The organism is Aneurinibacillus sp. UBA3580, assembly GCF_002375825.1.
In the GTDB taxonomy this organism is placed as follows: domain Bacteria; phylum Bacillota; class Bacilli; order Aneurinibacillales; family Aneurinibacillaceae; genus Aneurinibacillus; species Aneurinibacillus danicus.
Genome location: NZ_DFMZ01000075.1, coordinates 24,262 through 39,974, shown reverse-complemented (window position 1 = coordinate 39,974; position 15,713 = coordinate 24,262). Strand labels below are relative to the sequence as shown.

Sequence of the window (15,713 nt, the reverse complement as noted above, 5' to 3'; positions counted from 1 at the left end):
CACGATTTTCACAGAAAAAGGGCAGAACAAATGCGGTTCTGCCCTCCTTTGTGGAATCACTGCATACGGCCGCCGCCGAGCTGTTGCTCCGCCATCATGACCAGGCGTTTGGTGATTTCTCCGCCCACAGAGCCGTTTTGACGAGACGTCGTATCCGGTCCCAATTGTACACCGAATTCAGTAGCAATCTCATACTTCATTTGCTCCAGTGCCCCGCGTGCTTGCGAGGCAAGCAAGTTGTTCCTGTTTCTAGCCATTGTTATGTTCCCTCCTTGAGATGAAGTGCCAGATACATTTATATGGTTCCTTATGAAAGGAAAAACATACATTTCAAAGAAAGGATTTTTTTCTGCTCTTTGTGGCCTTGTTGATTCTTGTTTTAAACGGTAGCTTTCTTATTTTTTGCACTTATCACTTATATAGTAAAGAACTTACACAAAATTTACGTTATTCCACTAATATTGACAAAATATTTATGCTTTTATGTTATTGTGTGCGTAACTATGTAACAAGTGTATTTTAGCTTACAGCATTTTAGGAGAGAAAGGATGAAGAAGATGGTTCAATCTGCTGGAAAGTTAAAGCCTGAGTTTTCTTCCCTGGTGGTAAAGTTGGCAAAACGATCGGACGAAATAGAGAAAGCATTACAACTACGTTATCGGGTATTCGTCGAAGAAGCCGGAAACTTCTTCATGATGAATGAATCAGGAATGGAGCAGGACAGATATGATGCCTGTTGTGACCATTTAATTGTAACCGATTTAGAAACCGATAAAGTGGTTGGAACGTATCGTTTACTGCCGGGAGATAGGACTACGGAGACGGCTGGATTTTATTCAGAGACAGAATTTGATTTAGCCGGCTTACAAGAATACAGGATGTTTACACTGGAACTGGGAAGAAGTTGCACCGCTCCGGAATACCGCAATGGAAGAGTCATCCAAATGTTATGGGAAGGGATTGCGGAATATATTAAACAGCGGGACGTTCGATATTTAATTGGCTGTGCCAGCTTGCATGCGACAGATATTCAATCACGCAATGAGATTTATACAATGCTCATTAAAACCGGAATGATTACCAATCGTTTTGGAATTTCTCCTCTCATCACTCACCGTATTGACAGTCTTCAAACCCTGGATTTTGAGTTTTCCCAAAAAGATATGGTTCGCAGACTCCCCTCACTTATGAAAGGATACTACTGGCTTGGCGCTGAAATAGGCGGAGAGCCCGCCTTCGATCCGATATTTCATACGACCGATTTTCTCACTATACTTGACCCTCGTAAAATTTCCAAAAGATATAAGAGACATTTTTTTATCGAATAAATTTTACAGGGGGAAAAGATATGTACAGTTGGATTGGAAAGGTGACGAAAAACGTTACGCTTCTATGTAAGATAGGCAGGCTATGCAGGTATTTGCCGCGTCCCTTGCTATTTATGAGCCTGTCGCTAACGGGCTTCATCGTCTATAGCTGTCTGCGAAGCGTTAGGCAACAAATACTACTGCGCATGAGAGAACTTCTAAATAAGAGAAACATATTTTCTATCAGCACTGTATGCAGGGACTATTTCCGCAATCTTATTATAACTTTATATGAAATTATTATTGACTACCAGTTTCTTGAGGATTCAAAAAGGTGGAGATTCAAAGTAGAAGGGGAACATTTTCTTCACGAAGCGCTGCAGCATGGACGGGGCGCCATTGTGTTCTCCCCTCATATTGGGAATTTTTTTTATTACTACTGGTATCTTTCAAAAAAATATCCTTGTTTAACGGTTGCTACGGCAGGAAGCAAAGAGCTTCGCCCGCTCTACCTTTCATTTGAGCAATTGGGATGCAGGGGACTCGACTATGATGCCACTCCTCCTGTAAAACTTATTAAAACATTGCGGGAACATGTAGAGGGAGGAGGGGTGTTATTTCTTCTTGGGGATTTCTTCCGGCCTTCCTTTCCGGCCGCTACGTTTTTTGGAAGGCCAACACGAAGCCCGGGCGGGGCAACTGTACTGGCACTGGAGAAGCAGGTTCCGATTGTCCCTTTCTATGGCTACCGGGAGCGGGGGTTTAAGCACCGGTTAGTTTTTCATCCCCCGTTATTTCTATATGAGGAATTAAAGCCAGGCCAGCGCAGGGAAGCCATGGATAGATTAAACGGAGTGCTGGAAGAGATGATTCATCAAGTGCCTGGCCAGTGGTTCTACTGGTTTAACACGGATGAGAGATGGGAGAAAAAAGGGACTGACGGCCTCTCTCTGGCGGAACAGGAGTGAGTAAATGGATACTGGAAGCCATTTGATGTTTGGTATTTCGCTGGCGGGTTTGGCTTATATCGATCCTGCTGTATCACACAATCCGGCGCTTGCGCAGGCAGTTCTTATCGGGACGATTATCGGAGCGAATGCGCCCGATTTTGATATGGTTACCCGCATAAAAGGGTATGCTTCCTACCTTCGCTATCATCGTGGCATTACTCATTCCATACCCGCCCTGTTTATCTGGCCGCTTGTTATTATGTTTTTACTCGCAATGACTTTTCGATTAACAACGTTTTGGATGAATCTGTACATGTGGACGTTTATCGCGGTTATCTTGCATGTATTTCTTGATACGCTTAATTCGTATGGTGTACAGAGCATGCGTCCATTTACAAAAAATGGATTTAACTTGATATCCTGGCGATTTTCGACCCTTTTTTATTTATCCTTCATACGGCAGGCATTGTTATTTGGCTGGGTTTTGCTTACCAACCCGCAAGGATTTTCCTGTATGTATATTGTTTGACCTTACTCTATATAGGTATCCGCACTGTACAGCACAGGTTTTCGGTTCAAATAGTGTTAGCCAGCATAAGCAAGGCGGAAACATGCCAGATTATTCCCACTTTCCACTGGTTTCATTGGCGGTTTGTTGCGGAGACAAAGAACTGCTTTTATACCGGGAAAATAATATATAGCCGGTTGCTGGTGGAGGAAGTCTACCTAAAGAATACCCGTACATTTCAAGAGAACCGGATTGTTAGGACTACACTGAAGACGGAAGGCGTACGCACGTTTCTGGAATTTGCCTGATACATTCATGTCACATGGAAGGAACGGCAGAACGGCTATGAGGTTCAGTGGAGTGACGTTCGATTTTGGTATAATTCGGAAGCTTCCTTTTGGCGTTGATGTCATGCTTGATCAGGATTTTAACGTATTAAAACAAACGCTGGGGTGGAGAAAGAAGCTTTGGGAGCCCCCGTTTGTAATAATATGCTGCCAGTTATACTGGAGCCCTGAAAACGGTAGGAGAAGCCGCTTCGAGGGCTCTTTTTATATCCTCTATCCGCTTCTTTGTATAAATATATCCACATTCAATGCACTCCATAGTGCGTGAGAAATCAAGCACACCGACCGTTTGTACATCAGGCTTTAAAATGATATCCGCATTTTTTATCAACCGTTCTCCCTGCAGGGCAAGGTTCATACTTACGACGCGTGATAGGATGGAAATCATCGAAGGAAAAGAGAGGAAAGAATGCGGAGAGGATTTCAATTTTACGGTCACATTCACGCATGCTTTTTCTCTCCTTAATTAAGTAGTGATAAAGCCTCAACCATTTTCCCTTCCGAGATTAGCCGACGAATCCGGCTCGAAGAGATCACTTCTCCACGGGAACAGCGAACGGCATCGATTACTCGGACTGAAAAATACTCCGCCAAATCCTCCAATCCTCCTTCCCTGCCCCACCCAAAGCGAAAATCCTTTCCTACCATCACTTCAGTCGGACTAAGGTTAGTCAGCTCCCTAATAAAATCAGCGGCGCTCCGAGTGAGATAGGTGATATCGAAATTGGCGACCACGACATGCTCCACTCCAAGGTCAAACAGACGACGCAATTTTTCCTCAATTGAGGAAAGGGGACTGGCCCCTTCAAAATAGGAACGTGGAGTCGGGTCAAAAGTATAGACTACGCTGGGTACTCCGAGAGCCTTGCTCTTCTTCACCATCTCACCGATCACTTTTTGATGCCCCCGGTGCACGCCGTCAAAGGCACCGATGGCTACAACCGATGCTGACAAAACCAGGGTGTTTGCTGCATGAATCCGCATGAGTCCACCTCCTTTTTGCATAGTTAGGAAAGGGGAGCAATAAGCCCCCCTCTTACCTTTTCACTATGAGAATTATGCGTCTACCTGTGCTAATAAAGTAAATGCATCAATTCCTGCTTGCGCACATATCACATCTTCTTCAGCCGTACCTCCGGAAACACCGATCCCTCCAAGCAAGTGATCTTTGTACTTGATCGGCAGTCCCCCTCCAAAGACGACTAAACGATCCGTGTGTACGATCCCGTGCAGCAAAGCAGGTTCTTTCTCAATCATGGGATACCACGCGTGAGTAGCCAAACCGAAGCTGGCAGCGGTATATGCCTTGTTTTGGGCGATGACACTGCTTAATAGTGGAGCTTCATCCATGCGTAAAAACGCCTTGAGATTAGCGCCACCGTCCATGACCGCCACGTTAATACGAATTCCTAATTTTTCGGCTTTTCTAACAACAGCCTCGATCATTTTCGTGCATACTTCCTGCGTTAGAACCGGCTTATGATAAACCGCCTGCTTGAACACAGCTTAGATGCCTCCTTCCGTTAGCAATAAACCGGGTACGATTATCAGATCGGTACGCGGATATGTTTTACACGCTAACGTATAATTTTGCTTCCGCTCTCCTTCCGTCAGCGCTGCTTTTGAACAAATATCCATCTCATAGTCACCATCAACGACTCGCAGCTTGCACATCCCGCATCCGCCGCCCCGGCACCCGACGGGAATCGGCACAAAGTTTCTTCTTGCCGCCGTCAAAACATCTTCTCCATCGTAGCACCTGTAGCTTTCCGTTTTCTCTTTAGATACGTACCGAATCGTATACATTGTTTCGCCCACTTAAACCCTCATTAAGTTAACGCCTTGCCGAAAGATTCTACCAGCTCACGTCGGTGGTAAAAGATTCCCTGCCCGATCTTGTCTTCCGTCCACGTAATGGTCGGAAAGTCTTCGTATGTGATATAACCGCTCGCAAACGCTTCATTGCGATTTCCAGACGGATCAAAGAAATAGACGGTTTGTCCCCGTGTGATACCATGGCGGGTCGGCGTTACTTCAGTAGGTACGTTATTCATCGTCAGGATGTCTGCCGCTCTGAATACATCGTGAACGCTTTCGACGTAGAAAGCAACGTGATGAAGCTTGCTGTCAGGCCCTTTAATAAACGCCAGATCATGCGCTTTGTTCGTCGTGAAAAGGAAACTGCCGACTAATTCCTCGCCATCGACGGTCGTAATTTTTTCGCTTTGCTGAAAGCCGAGTACTTCCATAAAAAATCTCGTTACCGTTTTTAAATCATCACCGGTTAACAGCACGTGATCCAAACGGTGCGGTGCGATACCGCGCGTGTCAAGGGGCCATGGATGCGGGTTTAATGTTCCCGTCTTCGTTCCAATTCGTTCAATTTCATAATAAAGTTCAACGTTATGGCCGGTCGGCAGAACAAAACGAACCGCCTGCCCTTCCGCCATACGTGTACCGTAAGAAATGCGGGAAGTGTCACATCCAAACTGCTCGATTTTCTTTTCCAATTCGTTCAAAACGGCTTCATTTTTTACTTTAAAGGCAAAATGCTCAAGTCCGGCATAGTCCGCCTGCTTCAAAATCAAACTGTGATGATCGTATTCATCCCACGCTTTTAAATAGACTCTTCCCTGCGAACGTCCCACTTCTTCCAGTCCGATTACATTCTTGTAGTATGACGCAGATTTTTCCAGATCCAGAACACGAAGTTCCACACGGCCAATTCTCATAATCCCATTACCAAATCCCATTTTTTCTCCTCCTCATATACCAGCATAATGGCTGGTGTTTGGTAGCTTTTTATTTTTTAAACGCTTACATTAACGAGTTTTGCACACATCTTACCATATTTTCAGAAATAATATAATTATAAGAAAATACTGAATAAATATTATTATTTGCATTTTTTGTAGTAATCTTCGTCACTTTTTCAACACTTTGAGGAGTTCGTCTGCCATTACCTGAGAAGACATCGGATCCCGGCTCGTGATAATTTGACTGTCACCCCATACCGCAAACTTCGGCTGATCGAGCGCCGAGACATATTCACCCACCTTGCTGAGTTCCTGTTCAAGGCTGTAAGGTAAATAAGGCACTACATCAGCCGGTTCCCACTCATCCGGAAAACCGGTTACTTTCTTGCCAGCAAGAATGGGTTCCCCATTCGGACGAACGGTAAAAGCGAGAACCGCCGGACCGTGGCATTCAGCCGCCACAATGCCTCCTTTGTCATACACTTCGTTAATAATTCGATGGGCAGCAGGATCATAAGCAACATCGAACATCGGACCGTGTCCTCCAACAACGAGGACAGCATCGTAGTCTGTGCCGGACACATCTGCCAATCGCACCGTTTCCTTGCTGCGGCCTAATTTTTCAAACTGCCTGGATTCCCCATCCGGATCCCATTGATCGCTAAGGCTGAATTCATCAACAATCCCCGGGCCTCCTTTTGGAGAAGCAAGCGTAATCTGGTGGCCGCCGTTCTCCAGGGCATTCAGTGGAACCCGAAATTCTTCAGACCAGTAACCGGTCTTGTATGTCTTTACCTGGGCTCCGTTTGAGATGATCATCAGCACTTTTGCCATCGTCGATTCCTCCCTTTTATTTTAAGGTCAATTAATATCCAAATCTCCAAGCAAAACCATCGCCTGTAATGCCAAAAAGAAATGATATCCGGCAAAAACATCATCAATATCAATTTCCATAATTTCAGAAATTTTTTTCGTTCGATAACGAAGGCCGCTTGTCGACAAATTCATAACGCTTGCTGTTCGATACAGATTACAGCCATTTTTGAGATAAAAATAAAGTGTTTTCAAAAAATCGGTGCCTTTCTTTTCATCATATTCAATCAGTTTTCCTAAAATTTTATAGCAAAATTTTCTTACAGCATGTAAGTCTCCTGTTTTGAATAAAATCCCAACTATACCTAATGATTCAAAATGGGCAATATTGTTTTTCTGATAATCTGCTATGCGCAGGGCCGCTAACGCCTCTTCGAACAAGCTGGGAGCCTCTTTCATCGACTCGGCTTCTGAGCTGATCCCCCATTTAAATTGATAACCCGTATATTTTTCCCTGCAGTGATTTTGGAGTCTTTCAATCAAACCGGAGATGGAGAGCGATTTTTCCTCCAGCAGTTGATTCGGTACGAGTATCGCAATATAGCCGGATTTTTGTCCTAATAACAAATTCAACCCGTTCTCTTTCAAAAATTTTAATATAAATAAAATAAACTGATTATCAAACTCCAACTCTTCCTTAATTGTTTTGCGAGCAGAATATTTGTCAACGAGAACGAGCTTAAATGGTAAACTTAAGGTAATCCCGATATAATGGGCTCTTTTCGTTATTTCTTTTGCGGACAAACCGTGACTTAGAATCTCGTCAAGAAGATTTCTTCCAATTCTTTGCTCCGTTTCGAATGTAGTTTTTTCGTTGAACAAATAAAGCGCGCAGGCAGATGCGACCTTCTCAAGAATCATGACATCAAGATCTTTGTATTGCTGTTCCTGCAGCAAAAACGAACAATACCCCATGTTGCTGTGACCGAGGTTGATGGGAGTAATTAATCTTCTATGCTCATAAGAGACTTGAATAAAAGTGGTTTTTTTAAGCCGATTCAATTTATACAGGCTATTTGACTTCTCAGCAGCCTGATTGACCTGAATCCAGTGTTTCAGTCCTTTGCTGTACAACTCAGCCTGCTCCCTGCTGCAGCCTGCCATCGCAGTCGGATTGAATGCATGATCTTCTATAAGGATAGGCAAATTCACAATTTTGTACACGGTATTTGCAATTACTTGCAAATTATGTCCATAAAGCACTTCCTGTGTTAACCGTTCATGTATTTTGATCGTTTTTTCAAGATTATCTCTTTCGATTTTCAAACGCTTGTATATTTGATCAAGCTCATCCGAAAGATTGGTGACTTCATAATATTTCAGCTCCTGCTGCAGATCGCCCTTCCATTCCTCCACTGTTTTACAAACCCAATGGCATTTTTCATGTCCCATCGCCTCACAGGCAGTTTCTTTTGCAATGACCGTCGTTCCGAGAACTTCGGTCAGATACCCGCTGGCATACCCAACGAGTGTAAAACATACCGGTTCTTCACTTCCTCCAAAAAGGCTGGCATGTTCTTCTGCTTCGTATGAATTTTTCCAACTTCCCTCAAAATGCAGTTTTTTGTTCTTGAAATCATATTTGGTCAGCAGCGGTTCCACCAACACATGACCGTTGATCGTATGCAGTCGGGGTCCGGCATGCAGCAATTCACGCTCTGAATCCCACTTCATACTTTTGATTTTCTTTGCATCACTTATTCCTAAATTCCATCCATAACGCAACAGAAAACCTTTTGCTCTTTCTAATCCTAATGTTTCAATAAGATCCCGGCGCAAAGTGCCCCAGGCGGAACTCGTAATGGTAATAATCCGTTGGTTATTCATTAAAATTTTTCCCTGTTCGGAAAAAAATTTAATCATGGAAGCGATTTCCAGATCCCGTGCCCGCAAATCAATCACCACCCGGAGTCACTTTTTCCTCAATTTTACACATAATTGAGAATTGACTTCATATCATATATAACATTTTCAATGGTACAATTGAGAGAAAAAGAATCCACATTAGAATTCGTCATAAAAAATATTCGAATGTTTAAGCCCCAGGCTGCTCAATACGCGAATGGTAGTTTCGATCAAGATCGGTGGTCCGCATAAGAAAGCGTCCATGTTTTTCCCATTCGTTATATGTTTCTCCACAACGTCAGCGATATATCCTACCTCCCCGTTCCATTCGTCCTCCGGGTCATGTTCGGAAAGAGCAGGGATGAAATGGAAATTAGGAAAGTCATTTTCTATTTTGGTCCATTCATCCATTAAATACAGGTCACGTTTTGTCCTGGCGCCATAAAAGAACCATACTTTATGGGCAAAAGGCTGGGAAAACAATTCCTCGAGCAAAGCTTTAATCGGCGCCATACCGGAACCGCCGGCAACAAACAGCAAATCTTTGTCCCGATCACGAAGCTGCATTTTGCCGTAAGGACCTGATCCAGTTACGCGCTCTCCTGTTTTTAAATCGCATAAGTAGTTCGAACCTCTTCCTCCCTGTATGCGCTTGACATGAAATTCAATATCCGCTCCTTCCTGATGCGAGTTAGCCATTGAATACGCCCGGGTTTCCCCAAGCTCTGGAATATCAAATTCAAAAAATTGCCCAGCTGCGTACCGAATGTTTTCTGGGTTTTTAAGCCGCATGTTAATCACATGAATATTATCAGTAACCTGACAATTTCCAACGATATCCGCTTCAAAATCATGGATAGGGAAAAACTCAACATCAGTTTCTTCTTCTACTTCGAGGACCATATCGCTTTCAGCCAATGTGCTGCACAAGAGAACGTATCCTTCATCCCGTTCGAAGCTGAGGAGTGAATACTCCGAGATGCGGCCCATCAATTCAAAGTCTCCCTCTAATACAAGCGCTTTGCAGGCCGCACAATTGCCGTGGCGACATCCATACGGAATCTGAACTTCATTCCGAATTGCAGCATCCAGCAATGTTTGCCCTTCTTTTGCCAGAAAAGACTTTCCGCTAGGTTCCAGCCTAATTTTGTGAGTTTTTATTTCTGTTTGCGACTTAACCATACGTTAATTCCTCCAATGCAGTTGAAGATATGCCCAGTTATTCTTGAAAAGTCAAACATTAGACAGGTCTAACTTTTTTGAGAAACTAGTTCATTGTCGGAACGGATAAATCGGCCTGTTCGAGCAGGGATTTATGCTTGGATGTAATGTCAGTCAAAACTTGCTTGAACTGCAGAGGATGGGGCGGCAACGATTCAAAAGCAGGCGCCAATGCCAGAATTGCCCGATAAACCAATGGATACCAGTGATTGATCGAATCTTGCATGACCGCTTTATTTTCCGCTTTCAATTCAATTATCAGTTTTGCCAGAGCAATCGACCATTCTTTACTTCGAACGGTATCAAGGTACAAGTTTTCAAGCATCTCAGCAATCAAATCATCATCATTTGCTCTAAACAGCTCAGCATATTTAACAAGCACAAGCTCATCAAGCAGCGGTTTCAATACGAGATTTAAGGCAGTAAACGATTTTCCCCAGTCATATTCGATCATCATGCGTTCAATCGTTTCTCGCAACGGCTGCCACATCGGGTCGTTTTCCCAAATCGAACGTTCATTTTCTACAAAACCATGGTCAGGATAATTCGTTTGTAATTGCTTCGTCCGATAGACAATGCGCTGGATGCGCCGCATTTCATCGCCCGCCTGAAAATGAAAGCAATTTGTAATGTAACTTGAGGGAGAAATCATTGCCCCATATGAAGCCATCATTTGCAGTCCGTGTCCAACGTATCGAAGAGGCGTAAACGATTGCAACATAAACGACAGCCACTTTTCATCCATTTTTTTCTTTTCTCTTAATTCATCGTCCTGTTCAAAAAGAACGTCAATAAATGTTTCCCGTTCGTCCTGTAATTCCGTATATGCACGATAGACGATGCTCTGTGGATCCCTAAATCGATCCCAGTCTTCCATACTATTTGCCTGAATGGCACTTTCCTCACGATATTTGCGATACCATTCCACTACAGGGTCATTTGGATCGAGTTCGAAACGAAGATTTTTATTGTAATGCAGGTTATGTGTGACGACTTCATATTCGCTCGGTATTCTTCTTTCTTTGCTTAATTGACTCCATGTTCGAAGTTTCGGTGCATTCATCTTGTATTTCCTCCCCTAAAGTTTTAATCAGGTCGTAATGCGGCAGCTTTCCCTCCGCATTACGACCTTCGCAGATCCATAATTCTGGTAGCTACTTTTTGCTAATAAATTCAACAGCATCTGTTCCGGGATTAATTCGTCCAATAAAGGAAGAAAGATTTACTTCAAGCTCCCCTGGCATACGAAACTCCCGGCCTAATACTTCTTCCATTGTTTTTTTTGTAATAATACAGTAATCGTCTGCCTGGACTCGAATATACCCACCGCGATCGATGATTTCGATGTTTCGATCGCTATTGTCCAATTGAATCGCTTCAATAATGGCCTCAGCCATTTCATTGGCACGGAGAACTGGACCTACTTTCATCGTCTTTTCAACGTGATTCACATCGTTGCTCATCTCTACGTACCCTCCAATTGTTTAAACTTCTACGTATATATTTCCGTCTTCGTCGATTTCAACACGAAATTCTCTCAGCTTGGCTGTTTTGGGGTTAATTCCTTTCCCCGTGCGAATGTCAAATTCCCAAACGTGCGCCATACACGTCAATGTACAACCATCAAGCGGTGCATCTTCGAGCGATTGGGCCTGATGAGGACACCAACCCTGATACGCCTTAATTGTTCCTTCCACGTTCAGAACAATAATCGGTTTTCCATTGACTTTGGTAAAAAATTTCTCTCCTTCCCAAATATCATCTTTATTGCAAACCATGTCCTTCACTGCCATTCGATTTTTCCTCCTTACTCCGTAAAAGAACGGTCACGCATAACGAACGAGTACAACATCCATAGGAGAGATGCCGACCTCTTTCACCTTCTTCACATTCGGCAGGACTTCCCCGTCATATACAACCTCAAACGATCGATCCGGTTCCTGCTTCACTCGTAATCCTACAGCGTGCTCAGCAATTTTTTCGGCCAGTTTAGTAACGGTGTCCTCTTCTTCTACCGCAACAAACAATGCTACAAAATCTCCTTCAAATAGTCCTACCAACGGTATCATCAATCATTCCTCCCACTAGATTGCCTTCGTCTGATTCTTGTATTCCATCGCCCATGCACCATTATCCGGATCTTTCCCCATCTCATAGTCAGAAAGACCCATGTAAGCAATGGCACCTTCGAGCGTCGGCGGTTGAATCATTCCATCAAGGAAACGCTGCACAATCGTCTTTTGACCGGCAAACCGTTCCGGCTCACTTTCAAAGATCCATTGGCATGGTTCCGAACAAAAATGATATTTTTTCCCTTTGTATACCGTAACCAGCGGTTCTACTTTCCCTGATTTTGGATTCGGTTCACAAATGGGTAGCTGATCGCAGGCACATACCATCGGAAGCGTTTGCGGCAATGTTTTTTCGGTACGTCCGTTCTGATAATTATCAATAATTACATCCCAATATCTTCCGTATTCTTCTTCCCAATTCGGGTACTTCGTGGCCAGCCACTGGCGTTCCTTCACTCCCACGCCTGCAACCGGATTCCACCATACAGTCGGTCTCCAGAAATATACGCCCAAATGCAGCGCATGGGAGAGACGATCGAGTTCATAGGTGAATTGATCCCAGTACCACGGTTTCTTTAATCCGACCGCTTCAATATTGTTAATGAATTGATCGACAATCCATTCCTGCATAAATTCTTTAAAGGACATCTCCCGCTGCTCAACAGGCATATAGTAGTCCATCGAAAGCCCTGTTAAAAGACCAAAAATTCGCCACGATCTCCAGAACATCTTATCCACAAGATACTGGGCTTTTTCTTTATCATATTTTCCTAGAACCTGCATCACCGCATCACCGATTTGAGCATGCCGGGATTCGTCTGTTTGAATGCTTGAGATTAAGCTGGAGAAATTATAATCTCCGACTTTCATCGCATCCGCAGCCATTCCGAGGAACTGTAAGTTCGTAAATCCGGTTTCAAACGCGTACGTTAACTGGAGCGACAAATCAATCGCATTCGTACCTAAAAACATATCATCGAACAGAGCCCGCGCCGCTATCGAACCCCACTCTTCCGTATGATACGCTTTGTGAGCCCAATCGTACTGAATATCATCTTTGACAAATTCATGCGGAAAATACAGTTGAATTTGTCCATGCCGAACTTCATCCAAAGAACCGAACAGGGCGGTATTCCTCCAGGCACTGTCCGGAGCAAATCGAGCCATTCGTGCCTCGGCAATCGACGCTCCATATTCTCCAAAAGCAATCGCCCCGTAATGCGCTTTCAAAATCGAGTTCCAGCCATGCCCCAGCTTTTGCGTCAGACGCGCTTTTGACAGGGCAGCTTTCACTGCATAGGCACCCCCATCCTTGTCTCTTTGGGTTTCGACGTATTCCCGGTAGGTCATTTTATAAGGTTCATCCCACTCTTCCCACGCTTCAAACGGCACTTTTGACTCACCAGTCATCTCTTTTGGAAACAATTCATCCCGACTTACATAGCTAAACGTCCAATTCACTTTTTGAGCAATCCGATACCAGTCTTCCCGCTTTAATTGAGCCATATTATTACCCTCCTCAAATTTCATTTTTTCTGGATGCAATGCATCTAAACTTCGTACCACTAACTTTTCTATTTCGGATGAATCGCAACTTTTATGACGTCATCAGCCGCTTTGTCAAATATTTCATATGCATTTGCAATTTCCGACAGAGAAAAACGATGCGTAATCAGCTGCGCCGGATCAATCATGCCTCGTTCAATCACCCGGATGGCATTCCACATGTTTGGCTGCGTGTTATCAAATCCGTGTGTGTGAATCGTTAAATCTCGCAGAAAAATGTCCCCAATGTTAATCGGATGTTCACTTCCTACATACACTCCTAATCCTGAATAAACACCGCCTGGTCTTAACAAAGACAGCGCAAGATCAAATGCATCCGGTTGGCCTGCAACTTCTATGACGACATCCAACCCCCGACCACCTGTCTGCTCCATAATTTGTTCTTTTATATCTGGTTGATTGGCGGAATATGTGTCCGCCCCTGTTTCTGACGCTTTTTTCAGACGTGATTCTACTTTATCGATCGCAAACAGCCGGGCTGCTCCGCTCTGAGCGGCTAACCGCAAAGCTAATTGTCCGGTCGTTCCAAGACCGACTACCCCGACATAATCTCCCAAGCGAATCTGCGCATTCTGAATTCCACGGATAGCAGCGGGAAGATTGCAGGAGATAAATATGGCCTGGTCATCTGTGATAGACTCCGGTACAAGTTCTGTATGCGCTTCCGCAAATGGAATACGTAAAAATTCAGCCTGGGACCCTGCCAGTCCCCCAAATGCGCCGCCAAACCCGTAAACCGCTTTGTTCGTAGTCTCACAATGAGCGGTCACTCCAAGCCGGCACGAATGACAGCTGCCACAGCTTACGGAATAAGCAGCTGTAATGCGATCACCAACTTTGTATCGTGTTACTCTCGGACCTAATTCAACGACGGTTCCAACCATTTCATGACCTACTCCGGATTTCCCAGGGGACATTGTCTCGTGCAGATCACCCCGATAAATATAAAGATCTGAGCCACAAATAGACGTTCTGTGCACTTCAATAATCACATCTTCGGGATGTTCAATTCGCGGCATTTCCACCTCCTTGATTCCTATTTTTCGAATCTCTTCATATACGGCGGCTTTCACAAAGTTTATCTCCTTTCCGTGAAATCAGAAATTCTAACGATTTTCAAGAACAAAAGCACTTCTATATTTAGGAGCGATATGCATTGGGGAAGTAAGTGAAGAAGCAGGAGAAAAGGTTGGCCCGCTGCCTTTCACGCAGGGTGACTCTATCTTTCTCCCTTTCCGCTCCTCACACCACAGGACATATGGCAAAACATCAGGGTAAGTTTATTTGTTGATTCGCGGTACTAGCCCTTCAGCACGCGGCTAATATCAGTCGGATTGATCCATGTCGGATCGGTCCAGCCGTTGAGGTCATATTCGCTCAGGCACTGATCCGCAAACTTCTCAAATTCATCCGCTTCGCCCGTCGCCCAGGCCGTCAGCAGATTCTCCAAACGAATATTTTCATGGTTGCCCGCGTAGTTGCGCTCATACAATTCATGCCGACCGCCGTACTCCGAGCCAATCGCATCCCACATTAGCTTGATTACTTTCATCTTGCTTTCTGCATCGACGCCGTTGCTGCCCCGGTACAGCTTTTCCAGATACGGGCGCAGTTCTTCGTTTTTGAAATCCTCCACGCTCGATGTCTGTACGATCATGCCTCCGGCCACGATATTTTCGATGATCTCCTTCACCTTCGGCCAACCGTATGTGCCGAACACCCGGTAAGCCAGCCCGTAATTCAAGTTCGGCAGTACCGTTCCGTTCGAACCCGGACTTGGATTAAGCGCCATTGCATCCGTCATCGCCCAGAACAGGTGGCGCCATGCAATGACTTCCCCGACGTTCGCCTGCACGCCGCGGAACTGGTCAGTTCCTGCTCCCCGAACCGCCTTCAGCAGCAGCCCGACGATGAAGTCCAATTTTACGGCCAAACGGGTCAGGCCGTGGAAGGAAAAGCGATTTAAAAAGCCGCTCGCCGGGAAAAAGCCATTCGCTTTCTCCACATCCCGATAGATCAGAACGTTTTCCCACGGAATGAAAGCCTTATCAAAAACGAGTACCGTATCGTTTTCATCAAAGCGGCTGCTCAACGGATAATCGAATGGGCTGCCCATCACTGACGCGTTGTATTCATACGACGGTCGGCAAATAAGCTTTACTCCCGGCGTATCCATCGGTGCCACAAACACGAGGGCAAACTCTTCTTTCTGCACCGGAGCCGCCCCGTAATGCGCCACAAAGTTGTAGTGGCAGCATGACGAGCCAG

At 44.7% G+C, this 15,713-nt stretch carries 19 protein-coding genes; 3 read left to right on the top strand and 16 right to left on the bottom strand.

All coding sequences use genetic code 11. The features are described 5' to 3' along the window. Nucleotides 1-56: 56 nt before the first annotated feature. Nucleotides 57-257, bottom strand: coding sequence for an alpha/beta-type small acid-soluble spore protein (locus tag B2899_RS11410; RefSeq protein WP_146811671.1), 201 nt, complete (start codon nucleotides 255-257; stop codon nucleotides 57-59). A gap of 291 nt (nucleotides 258-548) precedes the next feature. Here B2899_RS11410 and B2899_RS11405 point away from each other — a divergent pair, with 291 nt between their 5' ends. The 3 genes from B2899_RS11405 to B2899_RS11395 are packed head-to-tail and all read left to right on the top strand — an operon-like array spanning nucleotide 549 to nucleotide 2,786. Continuing rightward, nucleotides 549-1,328 (top strand): GNAT family N-acetyltransferase, encoded by a 780-nt coding sequence (locus B2899_RS11405; protein WP_286885907.1) that lies wholly within the window; start codon nucleotides 549-551, stop codon nucleotides 1,326-1,328. A 20-nt stretch (nucleotides 1,329-1,348) separates the two neighbouring features. After that, nucleotides 1,349-2,275 (top strand): lysophospholipid acyltransferase family protein, encoded by a 927-nt coding sequence (locus B2899_RS11400; protein ID WP_286885906.1) that lies wholly within the window; start codon nucleotides 1,349-1,351, stop codon nucleotides 2,273-2,275. A 4-nt stretch (nucleotides 2,276-2,279) separates the two neighbouring features. Beyond that, nucleotides 2,280-2,786, top strand: a complete 507-nt coding sequence (locus B2899_RS11395; protein WP_286885904.1) for a metal-dependent hydrolase — start codon at nucleotides 2,280-2,282, stop codon at nucleotides 2,784-2,786. Between the two features lie 622 nt (nucleotides 2,787-3,408). Here the strand turns inward: B2899_RS11395 and B2899_RS11390 are convergent. The 15 genes from B2899_RS11390 to B2899_RS11320 all read right to left on the bottom strand — a co-directional run. Further along, nucleotides 3,409-3,561: a hypothetical protein gene (locus B2899_RS11390; protein WP_286885902.1), complete on the bottom strand. Its 153-nt coding sequence runs from the start codon at nucleotides 3,559-3,561 to the stop codon at nucleotides 3,409-3,411. Between the two features lie 13 nt (nucleotides 3,562-3,574). Further along, entirely contained in the window at nucleotides 3,575-4,096 is a 522-nt protein-coding gene (locus tag B2899_RS11385) for an FAD synthetase family protein (protein ID WP_286885900.1), read from the bottom strand. Between the two features lie 72 nt (nucleotides 4,097-4,168). Next, nucleotides 4,169-4,615 (bottom strand): GlcG/HbpS family heme-binding protein, encoded by a 447-nt coding sequence (locus tag B2899_RS11380; RefSeq protein WP_286885898.1) that lies wholly within the window; start codon nucleotides 4,613-4,615, stop codon nucleotides 4,169-4,171. 3 nt (nucleotides 4,616-4,618) lie between these two features. Further along, entirely contained in the window at nucleotides 4,619-4,930 is a 312-nt protein-coding gene (locus tag B2899_RS11375) for a 2Fe-2S iron-sulfur cluster-binding protein (RefSeq protein ID WP_286885896.1), read from the bottom strand. A gap of 11 nt (nucleotides 4,931-4,941) precedes the next feature. Next, nucleotides 4,942-5,865 (bottom strand): catechol 2,3-dioxygenase, encoded by a 924-nt coding sequence (locus B2899_RS11370; protein WP_286885895.1) that lies wholly within the window; start codon nucleotides 5,863-5,865, stop codon nucleotides 4,942-4,944. Nucleotides 5,866-6,036: 171 nt separating this feature from the next. Beyond that, a complete protein-coding gene (locus B2899_RS11365; RefSeq protein WP_286885893.1) occupies nucleotides 6,037-6,702 on the bottom strand; it encodes a type 1 glutamine amidotransferase domain-containing protein in 666 nt (221 codons plus the stop codon). Nucleotides 6,703-6,729: 27 nt separating this feature from the next. Beyond that, nucleotides 6,730-8,646: a XylR N-terminal domain-containing protein gene (locus B2899_RS11360; RefSeq protein ID WP_286885891.1), complete on the bottom strand. Its 1,917-nt coding sequence runs from the start codon at nucleotides 8,644-8,646 to the stop codon at nucleotides 6,730-6,732. A gap of 99 nt (nucleotides 8,647-8,745) precedes the next feature. After that, nucleotides 8,746-9,768, bottom strand: coding sequence for an NADH:ubiquinone reductase (Na(+)-transporting) subunit F (locus B2899_RS11355; protein ID WP_286885888.1), 1,023 nt, complete (start codon nucleotides 9,766-9,768; stop codon nucleotides 8,746-8,748). Nucleotides 9,769-9,853: 85 nt separating this feature from the next. Next, nucleotides 9,854-10,870: a toluene hydroxylase gene (locus B2899_RS11350; RefSeq protein ID WP_286885887.1), complete on the bottom strand. Its 1,017-nt coding sequence runs from the start codon at nucleotides 10,868-10,870 to the stop codon at nucleotides 9,854-9,856. A gap of 91 nt (nucleotides 10,871-10,961) precedes the next feature. Further along, nucleotides 10,962-11,270: an MmoB/DmpM family protein gene (locus B2899_RS11345; protein WP_286885885.1), complete on the bottom strand. Its 309-nt coding sequence runs from the start codon at nucleotides 11,268-11,270 to the stop codon at nucleotides 10,962-10,964. Between the two features lie 21 nt (nucleotides 11,271-11,291). Beyond that, nucleotides 11,292-11,600 (bottom strand): Rieske (2Fe-2S) protein, encoded by a 309-nt coding sequence (locus tag B2899_RS11340; protein WP_286885883.1) that lies wholly within the window; start codon nucleotides 11,598-11,600, stop codon nucleotides 11,292-11,294. A 33-nt stretch (nucleotides 11,601-11,633) separates the two neighbouring features. Then, nucleotides 11,634-11,876 carry a toluene-4-monooxygenase system B family protein gene (locus B2899_RS11335; protein ID WP_286885881.1) on the bottom strand — a complete coding sequence of 81 codons (243 nt, stop codon included), beginning with the start codon at nucleotides 11,874-11,876 and terminating at the stop codon, nucleotides 11,634-11,636. Between the two features lie 15 nt (nucleotides 11,877-11,891). Next, nucleotides 11,892-13,385 carry a YHS domain-containing protein gene (locus tag B2899_RS11330; RefSeq protein WP_286885879.1) on the bottom strand — a complete coding sequence of 498 codons (1,494 nt, stop codon included), beginning with the start codon at nucleotides 13,383-13,385 and terminating at the stop codon, nucleotides 11,892-11,894. A 68-nt stretch (nucleotides 13,386-13,453) separates the two neighbouring features. Further along, nucleotides 13,454-14,518, bottom strand: coding sequence for a zinc-binding dehydrogenase (locus tag B2899_RS11325; protein WP_286885878.1), 1,065 nt, complete (start codon nucleotides 14,516-14,518; stop codon nucleotides 13,454-13,456). 227 nt (nucleotides 14,519-14,745) lie between these two features. Then, the coding region (locus B2899_RS11320; protein ID WP_286885877.1) for a 4-hydroxyphenylacetate 3-hydroxylase C-terminal domain-containing protein at nucleotides 14,746-15,713 on the bottom strand (968 nt) is incomplete at its 5' end.

Excerpts from the sequence above, each read along its gene's own strand:
- B2899_RS11395 (WP_286885904.1), top strand. The coding sequence starts at position 2,280 with ATGGATACTGGAAGCCATTTGATGTTTGGTATTTCGCTGGCGGGTTTG.
- B2899_RS11350 (WP_286885887.1), bottom strand. The coding sequence starts at position 10,870 with ATGAATGCACCGAAACTTCGAACATGGAGTCAATTAAGCAAAGAAAGA.
- B2899_RS11335 (WP_286885881.1), bottom strand. The coding sequence starts at position 11,876 with ATGATACCGTTGGTAGGACTATTTGAAGGAGATTTTGTAGCATTGTTT.
- B2899_RS11340 (WP_286885883.1), bottom strand. The coding sequence starts at position 11,600 with ATGGCAGTGAAGGACATGGTTTGCAATAAAGATGATATTTGGGAAGGA.
- B2899_RS11345 (WP_286885885.1), bottom strand. The coding sequence starts at position 11,270 with ATGAGCAACGATGTGAATCACGTTGAAAAGACGATGAAAGTAGGTCCA.
- B2899_RS11390 (WP_286885902.1), bottom strand. The coding sequence starts at position 3,561 with ATGCGTGAATGTGACCGTAAAATTGAAATCCTCTCCGCATTCTTTCCT.
- B2899_RS11330 (WP_286885879.1), bottom strand. The coding sequence starts at position 13,385 with ATGGCTCAATTAAAGCGGGAAGACTGGTATCGGATTGCTCAAAAAGTG.
- B2899_RS11370 (WP_286885895.1), bottom strand. The coding sequence starts at position 5,865 with ATGGGATTTGGTAATGGGATTATGAGAATTGGCCGTGTGGAACTTCGT.
- B2899_RS11355 (WP_286885888.1), bottom strand. The coding sequence starts at position 9,768 with ATGGTTAAGTCGCAAACAGAAATAAAAACTCACAAAATTAGGCTGGAA.
- B2899_RS11405 (WP_286885907.1), top strand. The coding sequence starts at position 549 with ATGAAGAAGATGGTTCAATCTGCTGGAAAGTTAAAGCCTGAGTTTTCT.
- B2899_RS11365 (WP_286885893.1), bottom strand. The coding sequence starts at position 6,702 with ATGGCAAAAGTGCTGATGATCATCTCAAACGGAGCCCAGGTAAAGACA.
- B2899_RS11385 (WP_286885900.1), bottom strand. The coding sequence starts at position 4,096 with ATGCGGATTCATGCAGCAAACACCCTGGTTTTGTCAGCATCGGTTGTA.
- B2899_RS11400 (WP_286885906.1), top strand. The coding sequence starts at position 1,349 with ATGTACAGTTGGATTGGAAAGGTGACGAAAAACGTTACGCTTCTATGT.
- B2899_RS11410 (WP_146811671.1), bottom strand. The coding sequence starts at position 257 with ATGGCTAGAAACAGGAACAACTTGCTTGCCTCGCAAGCACGCGGGGCA.